Annotated in this window: 18 protein-coding genes; 2 read left to right on the plus strand and 16 right to left on the minus strand. The window is 51.0% G+C overall.

Translation table 11 applies throughout. The features are described 5' to 3' along the window. Positions 1-14: 14 nt before the first annotated feature. The 7 genes from trxA to ACHZBS_RS11820 all read right to left on the minus strand — a co-directional run bounded on the left by trxA (position 15) and on the right by ACHZBS_RS11820 (position 6,908). The gene (gene trxA, locus ACHZBS_RS11790) at positions 15-353 is read right to left on the minus strand and encodes a thioredoxin (protein WP_319406707.1); all 339 of its coding nucleotides are present in this window, start codon (positions 351-353) and stop codon (positions 15-17) included. 96 nt (positions 354-449) lie between these two features. Next, positions 450-767, minus strand: a complete 318-nt coding sequence (locus tag ACHZBS_RS11795) for a hypothetical protein (protein WP_319406708.1) — start codon at positions 765-767, stop codon at positions 450-452. Between the two features lie 647 nt (positions 768-1,414). Then, positions 1,415-2,743, minus strand: a complete 1,329-nt coding sequence (locus ACHZBS_RS11800; protein ID WP_319406709.1) for an FAD-dependent oxidoreductase — start codon at positions 2,741-2,743, stop codon at positions 1,415-1,417. A 12-nt stretch (positions 2,744-2,755) separates the two neighbouring features. Further along, entirely contained in the window at positions 2,756-4,417 is a 1,662-nt protein-coding gene (locus ACHZBS_RS11805) for a bile acid:sodium symporter (RefSeq protein WP_319406710.1), read from the minus strand. Positions 4,418-4,654: 237 nt separating this feature from the next. Beyond that, on the minus strand, positions 4,655-6,001 hold the full coding sequence (locus ACHZBS_RS11810; protein ID WP_319406711.1) for an FAD-dependent oxidoreductase: 1,347 nt from the start codon (positions 5,999-6,001) through the stop codon (positions 4,655-4,657). A 35-nt stretch (positions 6,002-6,036) separates the two neighbouring features. Then, positions 6,037-6,438: an OsmC family protein gene (locus tag ACHZBS_RS11815; protein WP_319406712.1), complete on the minus strand. Its 402-nt coding sequence runs from the start codon at positions 6,436-6,438 to the stop codon at positions 6,037-6,039. Between the two features lie 203 nt (positions 6,439-6,641). Then, a complete protein-coding gene (locus ACHZBS_RS11820; RefSeq protein ID WP_319406713.1) occupies positions 6,642-6,908 on the minus strand; it encodes a hypothetical protein in 267 nt (88 codons plus the stop codon). A gap of 238 nt (positions 6,909-7,146) precedes the next feature. On the opposite strand from ACHZBS_RS11820, the gene ACHZBS_RS11825 reads away from it, so the two are divergent. Further along, on the plus strand, positions 7,147-8,565 hold the full coding sequence (locus ACHZBS_RS11825) for a sigma 54-interacting transcriptional regulator (RefSeq protein ID WP_319406714.1): 1,419 nt from the start codon (positions 7,147-7,149) through the stop codon (positions 8,563-8,565). A 268-nt stretch (positions 8,566-8,833) separates the two neighbouring features. Here the strand turns inward: ACHZBS_RS11825 and ACHZBS_RS11830 are convergent, their stop codons facing one another. The 4 genes from ACHZBS_RS11830 to ACHZBS_RS11845 all read right to left on the minus strand — a co-directional run bounded on the left by ACHZBS_RS11830 (position 8,834) and on the right by ACHZBS_RS11845 (position 11,282). Beyond that, on the minus strand, positions 8,834-9,316 hold the full coding sequence (locus tag ACHZBS_RS11830; protein ID WP_319406715.1) for a universal stress protein: 483 nt from the start codon (positions 9,314-9,316) through the stop codon (positions 8,834-8,836). Positions 9,317-9,456: 140 nt separating this feature from the next. Then, positions 9,457-9,927: a universal stress protein gene (locus ACHZBS_RS11835; RefSeq protein ID WP_319406716.1), complete on the minus strand. Its 471-nt coding sequence runs from the start codon at positions 9,925-9,927 to the stop codon at positions 9,457-9,459. Between the two features lie 269 nt (positions 9,928-10,196). Further along, positions 10,197-10,832: an MBL fold metallo-hydrolase gene (locus tag ACHZBS_RS11840; protein ID WP_319406717.1), complete on the minus strand. Its 636-nt coding sequence runs from the start codon at positions 10,830-10,832 to the stop codon at positions 10,197-10,199. Between the two features lie 105 nt (positions 10,833-10,937). Further along, on the minus strand, positions 10,938-11,282 hold the full coding sequence (locus tag ACHZBS_RS11845) for a DUF5320 domain-containing protein (protein ID WP_319406718.1): 345 nt from the start codon (positions 11,280-11,282) through the stop codon (positions 10,938-10,940). 74 nt (positions 11,283-11,356) lie between these two features. Between ACHZBS_RS11845 and ACHZBS_RS11850 the strand changes: the two genes are divergently transcribed. Further along, positions 11,357-11,491, plus strand: a complete 135-nt coding sequence (locus ACHZBS_RS11850; RefSeq protein WP_319406719.1) for a hypothetical protein — start codon at positions 11,357-11,359, stop codon at positions 11,489-11,491. A 126-nt stretch (positions 11,492-11,617) separates the two neighbouring features. Here ACHZBS_RS11850 and ACHZBS_RS11855 read toward each other — a convergent pair whose 3' ends face one another. From ACHZBS_RS11855 to ACHZBS_RS11875, 5 genes are all read right to left on the minus strand, one after another. Further along, positions 11,618-11,956: a DUF134 domain-containing protein gene (locus tag ACHZBS_RS11855; RefSeq protein ID WP_319406720.1), complete on the minus strand. Its 339-nt coding sequence runs from the start codon at positions 11,954-11,956 to the stop codon at positions 11,618-11,620. 309 nt (positions 11,957-12,265) lie between these two features. Next, entirely contained in the window at positions 12,266-14,161 is a 1,896-nt protein-coding gene (locus ACHZBS_RS11860; protein WP_319406721.1) for a GTP-binding protein, read from the minus strand. 24 nt (positions 14,162-14,185) lie between these two features. Beyond that, positions 14,186-14,893 carry a hypothetical protein gene (locus ACHZBS_RS11865; protein ID WP_319406722.1) on the minus strand — a complete coding sequence of 236 codons (708 nt, stop codon included), beginning with the start codon at positions 14,891-14,893 and terminating at the stop codon, positions 14,186-14,188. 105 nt (positions 14,894-14,998) lie between these two features. Then, positions 14,999-16,174, minus strand: a complete 1,176-nt coding sequence (locus ACHZBS_RS11870) for an MBL fold metallo-hydrolase (RefSeq protein WP_319406723.1) — start codon at positions 16,172-16,174, stop codon at positions 14,999-15,001. A gap of 43 nt (positions 16,175-16,217) precedes the next feature. After that, entirely contained in the window at positions 16,218-17,630 is a 1,413-nt protein-coding gene (locus ACHZBS_RS11875) for a hypothetical protein (protein ID WP_319406724.1), read from the minus strand. Positions 17,631-17,638: the final 8 nt, after the last annotated feature.

The raw sequence follows: 17,638 nt of genomic DNA on the forward strand, positions 1-17,638 counted from the left end.
CGGATACGGTGCGATCAGTTGGGATGTCGCGGCCGATCGATCAACTTTTTTAATGCTCGGGTAAGCGTCCCAGCGGTTTGAACGCCAATAAATCGGTCCATCTCTCTGCCGTCTTTGTAGAGTATGATGGTGGGAATGCTCTGCACACCGAGATGCATAGCGATGTCTTGGTTATCATCGATATTTATATTCTTGACGGCGGCCTTGCCGCGGTAGTTCTTTTTCAATGCATCGATAATTGGTTTTTGAGTGCGGCAGGGTCCGCACCAAGGGGCATCGAAATCTACCAGTGTAACGCCGTGCAGGACCGACTGTTCAAAATGCTTCCGGGTCAATCGTCCAATGGCACCCATTGCTATTCTCCTGGCCTCATTGGGAAACTAAAGGGCGGCAATCTGGAACATTGCCGCCCTCACTGATCATTCATCCATCGAATCGGTTTCCGGCGTTCATCCACCGAAGTTGCCGCCACCCAGTCCCCGCATGGCTTCTTCGGTTGTTACCCGAAGTGTTGAGATCGAATTGTTAAACGCTTCCCGCTCCTTCTGAATGTCATCCATGCCGGTTTCCGGTGTGCAGTTTTCCCGGATCTGATCGATCCGGTCGTCCATTTCCGCGATCAGGATGTGCAGGTCTTCGATGTTGGGCAGAATTTTTTCTTTTTCGCCGCCGGGCAGGGTGTCCATTTTACGAGCAATATCGTAAACGATGGCCTTCCAGCCGGTGAGTTCCATTTCCATTGTTTTGCAGCAGTTTTTTGCCATCATGACAAGATTCTCCTTTTTTATGGTTTGGGTTTATCGATCATGCCGTTCCTGAAGTCCCGCTCTTCCCTCCAAGACAATCTGGGTATTGCTCGTGTTAAAAACCAATCGTTGCGGCTCCGAGCTTGGTGAACAAGAAACGTGACGTCCTCAGGGCCTTAATTCAACAACTGTTATTAGGTATAATCAACTTTTGTGCCACAAGGGCGATGTAATAAAAAAATTGAGAAGAACTATAATATATTATAAAAACTGTTAGTTATGTGCTTAATAACTAAATGCTAAAATGCATCGAGATGCCCACAAGGGAATAAAAAGTAAATCAATGCCGTTACTTTCAGACAGGCATGCTTAAAGTTAACGTTAGGTAACGTTTTTTTGGGTGATGCTTGTGCCGGAATGAATTTTCGCAAACAAGCGTTGGGTGATCAAAGGCAAACCGATTACTTTGCGTTGAGATCGCGAGTGAATTCTCGATTGCCCGAGGAAATGCTTTATGGCAAGCTGGAAATCGGTTTTTTCTTGCGGTGAAGACACCCCGCGGAAAACTGCGGGGCGCCTTCAATAATAACGGTTAAAAAATTTCATCGCAACCGGTGAGGTGGCCGACTACCTGCGGCGACGGGGTTCGGCTGGTTTTCTAAAACGGATCATTTGGACATAGCGGTTTTTGTTGCAAAAACATAAGTGTTATCAGATGGTTTTGCCGCCAGTTCGGGATGGGTCGCATATTGGTAGTCCATGAGATTGTCCATGGTCGCACCCATTTGAATGGCAAAGGAGATAAAATCCACATTGTGGGCCGAGCAGTTCCCTTTCCGCAAGACACTGCCGCCGACTATTTTCCGATTTTCCCGGTTAAACACCAGCTTGGTTCGAATGGTGTCCACCGGGCTCATCATCGGATATTTGCTCAAGACGTCGGAATATCCGGTTACGACGTCAATGCCGGCATCCCTTGCCATTTGTTCGGTCAGTCCGGCGGATCCCAGGCTCCAATCATATACCGCCGTCACATTGGCATTAATGATGCCGGGGAATGTTTTCTTTTTTCCAAGAATATTGTGCGCAACGGTTTTTGCCATGAAGACCGCGTTGGTACCGAATTCGCCGCGGGTGGGTTGGCCGGTGACAAAGGATGTCTTTTCCGCGCAGTCTCCGCAGGCAGATACACCCTCCGCATCGGTTCGCATGTGTCGATCCACACAAATCCCCAATCGGCTGGTTTTTATACCTGCCTGGGCGGCCAGTTCGGTGTTGGGTGCAACACCCACCGATAGCACCACAAAATCCGCCGCCAACGACTCCCCGGAACCAAGCTTTACTACCACCTGGTCGGCAGACGGGTGCACGAATTCAACCACTTTTTCATTGGTCAACAGCTGGACGCCCTTTTCCGACAGTGCCTCGGTTACCCGTTCGATAAATTCGGGCTCAGTCGTTGCCATGAGAATGCTCGGCAGCATTTCTACGACAGTAACATCGAGCCCCATTTGCTTGAGAACGACGGCGACTTCAATGCCGATATATCCTCCACCGACAACGACGGCGCGCTTGCCGGTTGAGGCCAGTTGCCGAAGCAGGGACAGGTCCTTGATGGATCGTACGGCGGTGATGTTTTTCCCCTCTACACCGGGAATCGGCGGGATGACCGGACGAGAACCGGTGGACAGCACCAGCTCGTCATAAGGGTATCCACCGCCCGCAGCCGTAAAAACCTGCTTTTTAATCGTATCGATCTTCTCAACGCGATCAATCACCAATTTTGCACCAAAATCGGTCACCAGGGCGTTGGGTATCTGAAACTTTTCCAATGGTTTTTCATCCGGGATGCCATAAGGTACCGCACAGCGGTTCGCATTGATTTTTTCATCCTTGATCAAGGTAACGGACATCTTTTGGCCGGAGGCATGGAGCATATGAACGAGGGTGCGCCCGGCCGGGCCACCGCCTATGATAACGACCTGCCGTTTTTTCACATTACATCTCCTTTAAATGAATCTTTGATTGTTTTTGCCGGTGGGTCTAATCGGCTTTTCAACCGTTTCATTTATATGCCATTGTCGACGAGTTGTAATCGGTGCTTTCTCGGGAAGGCGAATCACCGTCACCGGTACATAGCTCAACCGAATGACATCGCTGGCCGTGCTGCCGATGATGCGTTCTTCCATTTTCCCGTGGCCGTGGGTCCCCATGATGATGAGATCGAAGTGGCCTTCCTGCGCCGTCGCAATAATTTGTTTGACCGGATTCCCGATTTTGACAACCACATTGTCCTCGGTTAGCGGGCAACTGGGAATCTCTTTGGAAACACGGCGCGAGGTTTCCCGGATGCGCTGATATATGGTTTCTTTGGCTTTTTCGATGCCGTTGATATGAAAATCTGCCCACGCTTTTTTGCCCATATGATCGGCCAGGTCGATGCCGGCTTCCCTGGAAAGTGCGTCGAGGACATCCGGAATGACGTGGAGCAACGTTACTGAGGCGCCAAAACTGTTGCCAATGCTGCAGGCGTATCGGACCGCATGGCGTGCCGTATCGGAAAGATCGGTTGCATACAGGATTTTTTGAATCGGTGGAACCATCGGTTCGTCCACCGTCGTTAGCCGGGTGGGAAGTTCAGTGACCGTGGCAAGTTTTTCGAGGGCGGGCCGGTTGACCTGCGGCGAGGGCTGTTTTTTGGCATCGCCGAAGATTTTTCCGACTAAACGGACATACCAGGCGGCTGTCTGGATCTGGATCACATAGGCCATGGCGATGAGCAGGGCGATGGTGAGTCCTTGCTTGCCAAAGGCGGTCATGGCGATGGCCAAGGCAATGGACAGATCTCGCATGACCACCCCGAAAACCATGGCGATGGCATCCTCGCGTTTAAAGAATAGCCGCCCGGCAACGGAGAGCACCCCATAGGTAATCAGATAAAACACCGCCAGGGGAATCAGGATGGTGAGGATATCTGCCGGGTTGGCGATGATATTCCTGGCTTTCAGCGACATGGCCACGAAAGCGATCAGGATGACACCCAGGGCCGAGAATGGTGGGAACTTCGGTTTGATGCGATCGTTCCAGGTCTGGTTGCCGACTTTTTTAATGGCGAGGTACTGGGTCAGCAGGCCGGCGAACAGCGGTACAAAGACAAACAGGGCGATCTGTTTGAACATATGCAGCATATCCACATCGATGGTGGCGCCCATGAAGGCTTTGGTATAGATCGGTGCTGCCAGCGCGCCGAGCACCAGCCCGAAGACTACCATTTTGATGGCGGCTTCCTTGTTGCCCCTGGCGAACCCGGTCCATGAAATGGTCATGCCCGACGTGGGCAACACGCCGATCAGAAACAACCCGACGGCCCACAGGCCATATTTCTCAGGGCCCCCGCCGAAAAACAATCGGCCGGTGTAGAAGGCCAGCAACGGCACGAGGACGAAGTTAATAATTTGGGTGGTGATTTGGAGTTTGTAGTCTTGTCCCTTGAAAATCGTTTTTACATTCAAGGTTACCATCATGGGGTAAACCATAATAAAGGTCACCGGGATAATGACTTGTTTCAGGGGGCGGGCATCAAACAGGTACCCGTACAGCAACCCGATGATCATGGATGTGGGAATTGACCAAACCAGGTTTTTTTGAAGAAATGAAAGCACACGTAACATATTGATCTCCTTGTTTAATTTTCTAATCTAAAACATGGTTGACGTTTGAACGTATGGAGAGTTAAATCAATATTTGTGCCATTATTTTAATCAACGTCGGTGATTGAATTATTGATTGTGAAACTGGATGGTTAAAGAGTTTTTAGCCCGGACAAGGAGGTGGGACAGCGGAACACGGAAACAAAAAAAGCGTTACCTGTGTTGCGGATGGACAAAAGGTAACGCTTGGAGACGGTTTCAACTCAATTTTTTCAACAATTGATTGGCCGCGGTTAGCAGCGGATCCCAGACCGGGCCAAAGGGTGGGGCATAGGCCAGATCCGTTTGAGAAAATGCTGCCACGGACATGCGGTTATGCAAGGCGACGGCAGCGGCATTGATGCGATGGGCAACCCCCTCGCACCCTACCATTTGGGCGCCCAGCAGCTGCCCGCTTTTTTTGTCACCAATCAAATTTACCCAAATCGTTTCGGCCCCGGGGTGGGCGTGAGCCCGGGATCGGCTTTTGATGGTTACCTCAACCGGCTCGAATCCGAATCGGTGCGATTCTTCAAGCGACAGCCCGGTGCGGGCGACTTCGAGATTGAATACCTTGAAAACGGCGGTGCCGGCAACACCCTCCAGTCGGGTCTCCTTGCCGCAGACGTTGTCCGCTGCGGCCCAACCGGCCCGATTGGCCCGCAGTGCCAGCGGAATCCAGGTTTTTTGGCCGGTGACCACATGATAGGCGTCCGCACAATCGCCTGCCGCATAAATCCTTTCGTCTGAAGTTTGCATTTGATGGTTTACGGCGATGGCGTTGCCGACCCCCGTCTCGAGTCCGGCCTCGGCGGCCAGCTCGCTGTTCGGTTCGATGCCGATGGCGACCAAAACCATCTCTGCTGTCAGGGTTCGGTCATTGCAGACGATATGAAGACAGTCGGCGGTTTTGTCGATCCCCTTGATTTCGCAGCCGAGGTGCAATTTGACCCGGTTGGCTTCCAACTCCTGGTTGACGACCCGTGCGAGTTCACGCGCCATCCAAGGCAAGAGATCGGGACCGGGTTTGACCATCTCGACATCGATGTTTCTCTCCCGAAGCGCTTCGGCCATTTCCATGCCGATGTAGCCCATGCCGACGATTACCGCTTTTTTGACCGTGTGTTCCCGGATATGGGCTTTTATTATTCTGCCGTCTTTCAGATTTTTAAGGGCGACCACACCGGGCAGATCGAATCCGCTGCCGGCCGGGATGGTGGGCCTTCCCCCCGTGGCGATCAGCAGTCGATCATAAAAAAAGCGGAACCGCTCACGGTTGTGCCGGACCGTCCCGGAGACGATGCGGTTTTTAGTATCGATCGATTTAACATGGTAACCGGTCAGCAGGTCGATCCCCTGCTTTTTGCGGAACACGTCGGCGGTTCTGACCACAAGGTCGTTCATGTCCCGATTTGCATCAGCGATATTGTAAGGCATGCCGCAGGCGCTGTAAGAGACGTCATCCGTTTTTTCCAAAACGATGACATCCATCTCCGGCATGGTTCGTTTGACCCTGCTGGCTGCGCTCATGCCGGCAGCATCTCCCCCGATGATCACGAATTTCATAAGTCACCTTACGAGCCGGTCTGAAGTGCAATCTTTTAGGCGTTCACTCCAGTGGCAGTTATCTCGATTTCCGGTGGCTGGGCCAGAGTGCGTTTTACCGTGCACATTGCCGCCGCACGAATCACGGCCTTGCGATATTTTTCGGGGAAACCGGTTGGCAAGCGGATGTCCATCGCTATTTTTTCAACCAGATGAGACGATTCATTGCGCTCAAACCGGAGGGTCATCGATATTCCCTCCGTGGGGATGTTGCGGCTTTCGCAAAAATAGACGATGTATACCCCGGCGCAGGTGCCCATGGACGATAAAAACAGATCATAGGGTTCGGGTGCCGAGCCGTCGCCGCCCTCGCTTGGTGGCTGATCCGTCTCCACCGTAAATCCTTTGTAGATTGAGTTTACGCGCTTTCCGCCCGGAAAATTAACTTGCATCTCCATTGTCATCGCTCCGTTTTGTGCTGTTCACGGGGAAAATTTATATCGTTCAGTGGCTCCATCTATCTATCATGCACGCAAGGCGCACTTATCGGCATCAGCGGACAAGATAATGGTATACCCTGCCGCGCCGCTACGGGTCAAGGCAGCGACAAGAAGATAAACGGACGAAGTTGTCCAACACCGGGGGATCAGCGTTGCCCATGTCAGTCGCAGTCCGGGTGACTTTCTCCATAAGGAATCGTTTCTCCCGGTTGCCAGGTTGAAAAGGCGTTCTCGGTGACACCATATCCGGGTTTGACTTTCTCCTTGAGCCAAACAATGCGGGTGTCGCACTCCCACACCTTTTTTTTGCCTAACCGGGCCATGCGCTTTTCCAATGCATGTTCGGCGGTTTTCCGGGTTTTGTGTACGGAAAGCACCTGTTTAAAGGGTTTGTCCTGTTCATGGGCGTCATAGATTAATGCAAACATAGGCACCTCCTTTGTTTGGTGGTTGCCAATGAAAATGCATATTAAATGCCAACCTTCTATCCCGAGCCTGTTGGCGAATAAGCCCTTTTCAAGTGGTTGATGGCAAAGCCGAGGCTTTAATACCCTATTGCTTGCGGCGGGGAAGTTATTTTGATCTTGACCCTTCCAGCGCTATAGTCTTAATAATCGTGTAACGGTTCGTAACGCTATCGTAACGCCAAGAATCTCAGGAGCAATAATGGAAAACAAAATTCATGAAATCTGGAATGTGCGCTTCATCAACCGAATCATTGATTCCATGGCCGATGGGGTGTTCACCATGGATGCAACAGGTCGAATTTCTTCATGGAACCCTTCCATGGAGCGGATCAGCGGGTATTCGGCCAAGGATGCGTTGGGAAAAACCTGCCAGTTGATTCAGTGCAGTCGCTGTTTTGGGAAAAACTGCCCGGCCAGCATAGAAAAATGCCGGATTGTGGAAAAAGGGCAGTCAGAAGCCAAAGAGTGTCATCTGCGTCATAAGGATGGCCATGATGTGTCGGTGATCAAAAACGCCAGCGTTGTTAAAAACGACGACGGCAATGTCATCGGCATCGTCGAAACGGTCACCGATATGACCGAACTGATGAGGGCGCGCAAACAGGCTGAAGAGGCTGTTTTCCGACTGGGAGAGATCCACCGCATGGATAACATCATCGGTAAAAGTCGGGCCATGAAGCAGGTGTTCGAGGCAATCCGGGCAGCCTCTGCCAGCGAGGCGACTATCCTGATTCAGGGGGATAGCGGTACCGGCAAAGAGCTGGTTGCCGGTGCCATCCATTTCAACAGCGATCGTCGGGAGGGCCCGTTGGTGGCGGTTAACTGCAGCGCCCTTTCCGAAAACCTGCTGGAAAGTGAACTGTTCGGACACGTTAAAGGTTCTTTTACCGGCGCCAATCGGGATCGCATGGGACGTTTTGAAGAGGCATCCAGCGGAACGATTTTTTTGGATGAAATCGGTGAGTTGAGCCCCTATATTCAGGTGAAGCTCTTGAGGGTGCTGCAGGAAAGAGAGGTGGAGCGGGTGGGAGATTCGCGGAGACGCAAGATCGACATCCGAATTATTACGGCCACGCATAAGGATTTATATGCCCGCGTGCGGGAAGGGCTTTTCAGGGAAGATTTATACTACCGGTTGAAAGTCTTCCCCATCTACCTGCCACCCTTGTGCGAGCGCAGAGAGGATATTCCGATTCTCGCGGACCACTTCATAAAAACCATGAACAAAAAAACAGGCAAGCAGATCACGGGGTTTTCAACGGCGGCGATGCGTGTATTCATGGATCATCCATGGCCGGGAAACGTCCGTGAATTGGAAAATGCCATTGAACATGCCTTTGTATTATGCAATCGCAAAGCGATCGATATTTCAGACCTCCCCATTGAAATTCGTCAGCCGGAGCACTTGACTCATTATAACACGAGCATTGAAAGCAATTTTCCCTTAAAATCGTTGAAAAAAAATCGCAGGAAATTGTCGAAGGATGCTTTACGTGAACTGCTTGATGATTGCGATTGGAATAAGGCCGAGGTGGGGCGGCGGGTGGGACTGAGTCGTACAGCCATTTGGAAGTATATGAAAAAATGGGATATTCCATTAAAGCCGCCGGAGCGATGAGGTTCGGGGACCAAGCGGCATCGTGTTCATCGAAAATGCCTTTGGGATGCTGTGGAAAAAAGAAACCGAAATCCGTAAACCCGCGGTAAAACATATGGAATAATTGATTTTTTAACGTCTCCATTGCTCGAAACGCCGAATATCATAAACCCCTATGGTGGTGACCAGTGCCGCCAGGGAGCCGGCCCCAATGATGTCCGGAACGAATTTTCCATACCCGTTCAAACCTGTTCCAAACGGACGGATTGGCAATCTCAACGAGGACAACTCACTTGAGCTTGTATGGGTTGATCGAGAGTACTGGAATGGGTGCGTTCTTCACCACTTTTTCCGCCACGCTCCCAAAAATCACGTGCTCCAATCCTTTGCGGCCATGGGTGCCTATGATCAACAGGTCTATGCCTTCGGACGCAATGACCTTTAGAATTTCATCCGCAGCATCTCCGGAAACGACGATTTTTTGAAAATTGGGGCAGCGTTGCAATTGATTGTCACAAACGATTTGCATAGCCTTTTTGGCAGCTTCGATGGCTTCTTTTTGGAATTTATCCATGGAAGGATGCGGTACATAGAGTTTGCCCCATTTGTTAAGATCCTGTACCACGTGGAGAAGGACAACACTGCTGTCGTATTTCTCGGAAAGCGATAATACATAGGGCAAAAGCTTGGATGAATTTTCGGTTAAATCCACGGGGAATAAAATCTTCTCGATTTTTATCGTGGCTTCAACCCTCTCTCTCTCTTTTTCCATTGGTTTCCTCCCTTTTTTCCTTGACGTGGCGGTTTGCAGGGGGCCTTGGTTTGGCCGAGGGTGCCGATATTTATTGTGACAAGCGCATGAATGTCGCTATTCACAATCGCTTTGGGCTTTCGACGACGAAGGAACTTGAATCATTCTACCACCCATACGGTGCAGTTGCGCGCATGGTTGACGATCTTGCTGGAGACACTACCGAAGAGAAACGCTTCACTTCGCGAAAGACCTTGCCTGCCAACCACAATGGTATAGTCTTTGGATTGCCGAAGTTCCAACAGAATGCACTCCGCCAATGAAGGACAGTGGCGGAGTGTTGACCGAACCGACACATCCTCCGGCGCAAATCCTTTTCCGATCAGAATCTCGCGATAGTCCTTGAGCATGGCATCAACCTTCAGCTGATACTCGCCGAGCCATTTGTTTATTTCCGCGGAGGTGGGGAAAAAATCTTCTTCGGGGTGACGAATGATATGCAGGATCAACACCCTGAAGCCTTTTATCCCCCCAAGCAGATTACCCACATAGGACACCGCCCGACGGGAGTTTTCCGATTCGTCCACTGCGATCAGAATATTTTTGTTGAATTCAACTTCATCAAGGGTCATGGGTTTCTCCTTAACGTATTGAGTCCTCGACACCATGAAGTATCAGGTCGCTGTCCTAACGGTGCATAGTGTTTTTCAACACCCCCGATGCAAAATGAAGGAATTTGCATAAAATTATTAAGCAAAATTGGCGCCAACTATTTATATGAAAGTGGGCAGTCCCGGGGTAAAAATGAAAATAAAGGTTGCTTGCGCCACGGCGGAGCGACAGGAAAAGGCCGGAGAGGACAGACGCAGTCTTTAATTGACCTGTGGAAGCGTAGAGGTCCTTAAATTTCAATCACCCTGCCGGCGCCGGCGGCCAGATACCTGTTCGGATATCGTCGTTTGATTTCTTCGATGTGTTGGGTGCAGTGGGCCGGGCAAACGCTACCCAGTCGCTCGATCAGGGAAAAATCGTTAAACCCGTGCAGGCCTCCGATCAGGGTTTTGATCTCACCAAACTGGAATGCGGCGGTGAGGATAACCCCGACACCGGGGTGCGAGCATCCCGCAATGACCACCGCATGGTCGTGCTGCCGGATGACCAGCGACTGTTCGATACTGTCGAGTTGTCCCGTAGAGTAGGCATTTTCGAAAAGCTCCATGGGCTTTTTAACTGAAACAACCCGGGTGGCACCCTCTGGTGGCGGGCAGGCGGCGGGCTGGAAAACCGCTGTGGGATGGATGTGCAACAAGTTGGCAAGGCCGCCGATATGGTCCCAGTGGTTGTGGGATATGAACACCGCATCGATGGCCGCCGGGTCGATGCCGAGCTTTTCCATGTTGCCGAGAAGAATCGCCCCTTTGGCGCCGGTGTCGAACAGGAGGGTGTGGCCTTCTGTCTCCACCAGACAGGCGAAGCCCCAATCGGCCCTCAGGGTCGGCTTCCAGACGACATTGTCGTAGACGATGGTGATTTTCATGGGCAAGCAGCCTCGATATGACCGCGGGAGAACTGCGAACAACAAGGGGGTGCCGGTGTTTGGTACAAGCGATCCCGTCAGGCCGGCACCCCGGTTACGTAGCTATTATTCGGAACTCTCCTTTTCCATTTCAGCGAGTCTTCGCCGGACGGCATCCAGGGATTTTTGCATGGCATCGGCATCGGCCCGGAGCCTCTCCATTTCGTCGCTTTTGCTCATCGGGTAACCGGTGCCAAGGGCCTGCGGGTAGGGGTATCCACCGGTGGCCGGCCCGAAGCCGTAACCACGACCCCTGCCGTATCCGCGTCTGAATCCCATTCCTCTGCCATAGCCATAACCGCTGCCGTAAGCCGGCAGGTTGGCTGCGGCACCAGCACGCCCGCATATTCCCCTGCGACCGCCGGTCATTGGACCGGCCCCCATGGGACCGCTTCTGTCTAATCCTGGCATAATGATGTCCTCCTTGATGGTTGTGTGATTGTCGATTACTGATTCTGGCCGCGTCCTCTTCCTGAGCCGCCGCCTTGTCCCTGTCCTCGTCCGCCGCCACCCCGACCTTTACCCTGGCCGGTTCCACGACCGCCGCGACCGCCACCCCCCCCTCCCTGGGGTTGGGGCGGTTGGCCACCTTGGCCGCAGGGGCCTTGTCCTCTGCCTGATTGTCGACCCTTTCCATCCGGGCCGGTTCCGTCTCCTCTGGGCATGTGTTTCACCTCCCTTCTTCGTGCCTTCAATAAACGGTCTTTTTGCCAATATTGGTGTTGTTTCGTTTGTCAGTATCCATGTTACTCACGCCCTCCCATTCGGCCCCGGCGGCCGCGGTGCCGTCTTCCTCCTCCGCGCATGGCATAGTTGCCGCCGGCGATTTTCAGGGCTTTTCCGGTGACCAGGGCTTCGCCGACGATACCGCGGGCCGTGGATAGAATCCTGCCGTAGGTCTGGCGGGATACCTGCATGAGGTTGGCTGCCGATTCCTGGTCCAGCCGCTCGAAATCGCTCAGACGAATGGCTTCCAGTTCTTCGACCGACAGCATTACTTCGCCAGTGATCGGCATACCCTGCGGGACAAAGGCGGCGATGATCGGATAACCGGATACAAATCTTGGTTTTTTGGGTCTCGGCATGTGCTTTCCATCCCCAGTTATGATCGTTTGACTAAAATATAGGAGCACTATATTAAGGTGTCAAGTCGTTTTTAGGTCTTTTGATCAAAATAATTTTCCTCGGTCGGGCATGGGGCGCGTGAAGTTCACGGGGCAGGGTTATTTTTTCCTGAAGCGGGGTCGGTTTAAGCCTCCGCAAGGATGGATTGAAAACGGTCCGGCGTCACTCGGTTCGGAATGATCGGTATACTCATTCAGCCGAACATCAGCACTCAATCGCTTGAAAATTCAGGGAACATGAAGCTTGAGCAATACCTGTCGTGTCTCCGTTTAATTGGAAAGAGCGGGAGAGGGCGCTGTGCGTATAAACCCTTTCGGCCAATCCGAAAGTTCAGGACCTTTGCTGATATTTTGACCGATCAGGACGAGAAATCGGTCCGACATGTTTGGATTATTAAACTCCGAAAATTCATAGCGGCCACCAACGTATTGAAAGAGTTGAGATTTGTCAGTGTCGGTAAAATCAACTACCCCCTTGACACGAAAAACTCCACGGGGGATGGTTTTCATTGCCTCAACGAAGGACGCCTTGTCCAAAGGCGTCGAAAACGAAAATTTATGGCTCGAAAGCATGTTGTGTTCATGCGAATAGTGAATCGGGTAAGCGGTCGCTTGAAATTCTTTCCTGATGGGAGCCGCCGGTTCATCTAACGGATCGACACCATACAATAAGGCCGGATTGATGTCACCCTTACAGACCGTCAGGATGGGAGCAGCTGGATTTAGCGCGTTAAGCGTTTGGTAACTGTTATCAAGTTGGATTTCTGTCAAAAGGTCTTTCTTGTTTAATAAAAGTATGTCTGCAGCTTTTATCTGATCTTTTGCGACCTCAAACGATTCAATCGATTCACAGACGTTCAGACCGTCAACCAGTGTCGTTATTGAATCGAATCGGACCAATTCTTCCACTTCCGATATCTCATCTAAAAGATTATAGGGGTTGGCCAATCCCGTGGTCTCAAGGACGATAACGTCGGGTTGGAAACGGGATAGAATCTGATGGATGGCCTTTTTTAGATTGCCCACCAAGGTGCAACAGAGACAACCTTCGTCGATTTCCGTGACGGCATAATCATGATCCAATAATTTTCCATCCAGACCGATTTCACCAATCTCATTTTGGATGATGGCCACAAACCGATTCAGTTGAACCTGGTATTCGATAAAATGTTGCAAAAAACTGGTCTTTCCAGACCCCAAAAAACCGGTCAACACTATTAATTGGGGTCTGTCATCGATACCCAACGCATTCTTGTCGAGGGTTTTAAAATCGCTTATTTGATGGGCCGTCCACCAGAGAGAATCTTTAAATTCCGGTATGTCAGGTATCCCTTTTTCCCAGGCCACATCGTAATTGAATGATCCCGCTTTGTTTTCCCTGTTTTCAAGGATGGTTTTCCATTCGGCATCACCGTAGCCCAGGTATACTGATTTTTCTTGGGAATCGCCCGACGGAATATCCCAATGTCGGCCGGTGGCGTCATAGACGATTTCCTTGCCGGGCCGACGGAAATGTCTCAGATAAGCGGGGGGTGCTTCGAGATTAAAGGTAAAAGAGGCAGCCAGAACCTGAAAAAAGGCCAGTGCGATGTCATAGGACGGGAAATTTTGATCGTAACCCCCCGGCTTGATCAGTTCCACGACCCGGTTCTTCCGGTGTAATGATACCCCGTTCTGGGCAATGAGCCGCTGATGAGAGATGCTTTCCAGTCCGAGAATCAGGGCGTCGGTGGCATGGTCCGCCATGTTTATACCAAGATGGATGACGCCGATATTAAAAAGTTCACACAGGTGCGGGTATTTTAAAAAGTCTCGAATATGCGACAGGTAGTCTTGCCTCTGCGTATACGCGCCGGCCTGCAAAGAACATTGTTCGACCAATTCTTCCTGCGGGTCCGGGAAATAGCATACGGTAAAACTTCCGTTTATCCACTTGGTTGCTTTTCCGGTTCCGGAAAAATACATCCCGAAAACCCCGGCCGGGCCTTTGATCCTAGCGGTCCATCCTTCCACACTGGTATGCAATTCCGCTAACCCCCGCCATCCGATGACATGGCGAACACCGGGCACGAAGTTCGTTCTGACCAGAAATCCTCGCATTAATTGCTGAATTCCTTGATCCGGAGAGGATAAAATGTCATTTGGGTACAACTGGTTTAGTTTCATTCGAGATATGCCCGTTACAGCGACCTATTTTTTTTGTCCCTTAAATTCGATGGAAATAATTTTTCCTTTTTCCCAGCCGACTTTATATACTTGAACTACATCGGATGGAATTTCGCTGGATGTTCCAACGGTCATTCCTTCAACCGTATAGGTCGTTATCGGGCCTTCTTTTTCGGTTCGCACAACATACGGTTCCTTGAGAATCAGCAGTCCCATTGCCTGCCGGATAATACCGGGGTCGGCATACTTTCCGATGACGTATTGATATTCCTTGGGGTTTGTGTGGGCGCGCATGCACGCTTTCATTTCAGGAATGATTTCATCGTGGATTTTGTTTTTGGGGCCGAAAAATTCCAGAGAGATGATACGTCCATGATCCCAACAGACTTTGTATATTTGCGTGACGTCAGAAGGAATTTCGCTGGACGTTCCAATCGTAGTCCCTTCAACCATGTAGCATATCACCGATCCCTTTTGTTCGGTCTCCAACACATAGGGTTCCCTTATGACCAGCAACCCCATGGCCTGGCGAATAATACCGGGATCGGCGTACTTTTTTATGACGGCCCCATATTCTTGTGGGGTTGTGTGGGCACGCATGCATTCTTCCATCTCAGGGATAACTCCGCCGCCGGCCCATCCAGTCGTTCCCAGAATAACTAAAAAAACAAGAATGGATCTTAATACTTTCATAACAATTCTCCCTCTGGTACCAGGAGATGGGAATTGCATCCTCATCCCCTGGTATCGAAAAGCCTTGTAGAACTGGTCTTCGAAACGGTTTGAGCAGACTCGCATACGCAAACGCTGAATAACAAATCGTTTTATATTGCGCGACTATACCCCAATTCCGAATCCGATTTTATCGCCGTTTCCCAAGTAGGCCTTGTCTTTGGAACGGTTTTGGGCGGTGCCCTCTACCACCGGATAGCCTGCGGAAATAAATTTTTTGGCACACAGGATACCGGTGCAATGATTACAGCCGATTTTCTCAAATCCGTATTTTCCCAACGAGATCACGAGGTCGTCATATTTGGGGTCCCAGTCCTCAAAGGGGGAAATATGCAGACCACCATAAACACCATACAGGTTGTCATTTTCATATTTAATCTCACGATACGCAGTTTCGGCAAATTGAATGATGCTTTGATGGCAGCAGCCGGTGACGCTTACCAACCCCTTGTCCTTAATGTTAAAATACATCGATTGTTCCCCATAGACGCGGCAGATGATCGGGATTGCAAATACAAAAGAAGCCATACCGGGGATAACCGGGTTTAACCCTGCCTTAACCTTGATTACCTTTCCCTTATGACCTGAATCCTTGATATACTGGAGTCCTTCCGGATAGAAGCCATCCGGAATGTAGAGGGTGATGGTTGGATCATATTTCATGGTAACCGGTAACCCCCAGAAATGATCGAAATGTTCGTGGGAGATGAAGAGAGCCTCGATCTCTCGATTTTGCAGCATCTTGTCGATGCCTTCGCGTTGGAAGCATTCATCGGTCCATTTATATGACCAACCGGAATCGAGCAGGTATTTATGTTTTTTACCATTGAGTTCTTCCAACTCGATCAGGCAGGCATAACCGCCGGCATTTTCCGGGTGCACCGACAGCTTTTCAGTAATTTCCCAGGCCTCCTCCAGTCGATCCGGCAGCAAGTGTTTGATCTTGTCGATCCCCTTTTGATAGGAGCCCTTCCCCAGGCCGGCACCGTCCCCGAAAGGCGGCCAGTTGTAGTCGTACTGATTGACCAGCAGACCGCCGGCACCCTTGATATCACCCATCAGGTGCGCATTTTCAAACCAGCTGGTTTCGGAAATGTTGGTGACTTTGATATTTTTACAGGCCCCGATGTCCGCCAACTTGCGTTCGACCTTGGGGAAGTGGGCTTTGCGCCAGGGAGCATAGGAATAAAGCCCCATCATGGCCAACGTGCCGCCCATCGCACCTATGGCTGCGCCTTTAAAAAAGTCGCGACGTGTTGTCTTGCCTTTTTCCTCAGTCATTTTGTCCTCCTTGTCGTAACCCCGGAAATCCGTTTACCATGGGCTATTTGATGACATCGATGGCCTTGTAGAACACCGGCAACAAACCGATCGTAATAAAATAGACGATTACCCCGGCAACGACGCCAGTACCGAGCCCCCATCCCAAAGCAGGATTCCAGCGGACGTCCTGGATTTCCTGGGTTCGCTTCTCGTGTTCCGTGGCGCGTTCATCGGCCGTTTTGGGTACCATTTTCCAGCCAGGCCAGTTGTCCATGAACCAATGGTGCACCAGCCAGATATTGATCAACCATATGGTCGGGATCATTGGAAACTGCTGGGGATGCGAAAACCCTTTTTGGGTGCCTAAAAAATTGTGTGACGTCTTATAGTAGAAAATATAAAGCAGGATGGCGGCAACAACGGTGACCACCGTCCGGATCAGCACATTCACCGGCATACTGAACTTTTTAGGCCAGTTGTTGCAGTAAAAGGTTATAAACAACGCCGGTACCAGGAAGAACACCGCCATTTCACCGACGTGCAGCCAGCGCCAGTCCGGCGCGAACGCCCTGCGGGTGCCGCGAATGGCCGGCCCCCAGGTCAGTTCCTGAGCAAAATAGAGAAAGAAATGCATTGCAAAGGCAATGGCAATGATTCCGAAAAAGGCCACCAGGCGCCGCAACCAGTTCCTTTTAATCAGGTTGAACGGATAGCGCCCCCAGATGGTTTCAACCATCCAGACCGTGACCGTGCAGCACATAATCCAGGAAACATGAAAATTGCCGGAGACGGTATTGGCGAACTTTTCCCAATAGGGCGGTGCAATGGAGGTAAAATACTGCCACGGGTAATATAAAATTCCCATATGAGAATGCATGGTCATGAAATAGATGAGGGTGCTCAGAAAAAAAGTCATCATCAGGATGCTGACCCCTTTTCCCGGTTGTTTTAAATCCTGCCAGGGAGCTTCTTCACAGGCGACCACCCAGGCCGGGCTCAACCAGGAAGCGATGGCTGCAAACATCAGGCAAGCCAGAGCCGCATATTCAATCGCAAAAAATTCCGTTACCCCCGGCAGCTTCATCAGCTGTTCGGGGTTAAAGTAGGCCAGGCCGAAGTTTCCCAGAAGTCCTTCGAAAAACCCCTTGATCAGAACATAGAGGACGCCGTAAGAGACGGCTGTGAGGATAATTCCTTTTATCACCGGATTGGTTTTTTCGAGCCAGGATCGTTTAAGGGGCCAGTAGTTGAATATGTAGACCATCCATATCAGTACGATGAGCCACCAGCGGGTGTACATATAGCCCACATACGGCGTGTACATGCGCATCCAGCCGCGAGGATCCTGGAAAATCCACCAGGTTGCATAAAAGATGACCAGCGTGAACACCAAACTGACAATGGCTGGAATCGGCTGCGGCCATCGCGCCACAAGGTTACGTTCTTCCAAATAGTGTGTTCCGTAAGGTTCCATAGCCCCTC

This window comes from uncultured Desulfosarcina sp. (genome assembly GCF_963664155.2).
Taxonomy (GTDB): Bacteria; Desulfobacterota; Desulfobacteria; order Desulfobacterales; family Desulfosarcinaceae; genus Desulfosarcina.

Coding starts and splice junctions, on each gene's coding strand:
- ACHZBS_RS11835 (WP_319406716.1), bottom strand. CDS start 9,927: ATGACCCTTGATGAAGTTGAATTCAACAAAAATATTCTGATCGCAGTG.
- ACHZBS_RS11870 (WP_319406723.1), bottom strand. CDS start 16,174: ATGACTGAGGAAAAAGGCAAGACAACACGTCGCGACTTTTTTAAAGGC.
- ACHZBS_RS11830 (WP_319406715.1), bottom strand. CDS start 9,316: ATGGAAAAAGAGAGAGAGAGGGTTGAAGCCACGATAAAAATCGAGAAG.
- ACHZBS_RS11840 (WP_319406717.1), bottom strand. CDS start 10,832: ATGAAAATCACCATCGTCTACGACAATGTCGTCTGGAAGCCGACCCTG.
- ACHZBS_RS11865 (WP_319406722.1), bottom strand. CDS start 14,893: ATGCAATTCCCATCTCCTGGTACCAGAGGGAGAATTGTTATGAAAGTA.
- trxA (WP_319406707.1), bottom strand. CDS start 353: ATGGGTGCCATTGGACGATTGACCCGGAAGCATTTTGAACAGTCGGTC.
- ACHZBS_RS11810 (WP_319406711.1), bottom strand. CDS start 6,001: ATGAAATTCGTGATCATCGGGGGAGATGCTGCCGGCATGAGCGCAGCC.
- ACHZBS_RS11805 (WP_319406710.1), bottom strand. CDS start 4,417: ATGTTACGTGTGCTTTCATTTCTTCAAAAAAACCTGGTTTGGTCAATT.
- ACHZBS_RS11825 (WP_319406714.1), top strand. CDS start 7,147: ATGGAAAACAAAATTCATGAAATCTGGAATGTGCGCTTCATCAACCGA.
- ACHZBS_RS11855 (WP_319406720.1), bottom strand. CDS start 11,956: ATGCCGAGACCCAAAAAACCAAGATTTGTATCCGGTTATCCGATCATC.
- ACHZBS_RS11875 (WP_319406724.1), bottom strand. CDS start 17,630: ATGGAACCTTACGGAACACACTATTTGGAAGAACGTAACCTTGTGGCG.
- ACHZBS_RS11860 (WP_319406721.1), bottom strand. CDS start 14,161: ATGAAACTAAACCAGTTGTACCCAAATGACATTTTATCCTCTCCGGAT.
- ACHZBS_RS11820 (WP_319406713.1), bottom strand. CDS start 6,908: ATGTTTGCATTAATCTATGACGCCCATGAACAGGACAAACCCTTTAAA.
- ACHZBS_RS11815 (WP_319406712.1), bottom strand. CDS start 6,438: ATGGAGATGCAAGTTAATTTTCCGGGCGGAAAGCGCGTAAACTCAATC.
- ACHZBS_RS11795 (WP_319406708.1), bottom strand. CDS start 767: ATGATGGCAAAAAACTGCTGCAAAACAATGGAAATGGAACTCACCGGC.
- ACHZBS_RS11845 (WP_319406718.1), bottom strand. CDS start 11,282: ATGCCAGGATTAGACAGAAGCGGTCCCATGGGGGCCGGTCCAATGACC.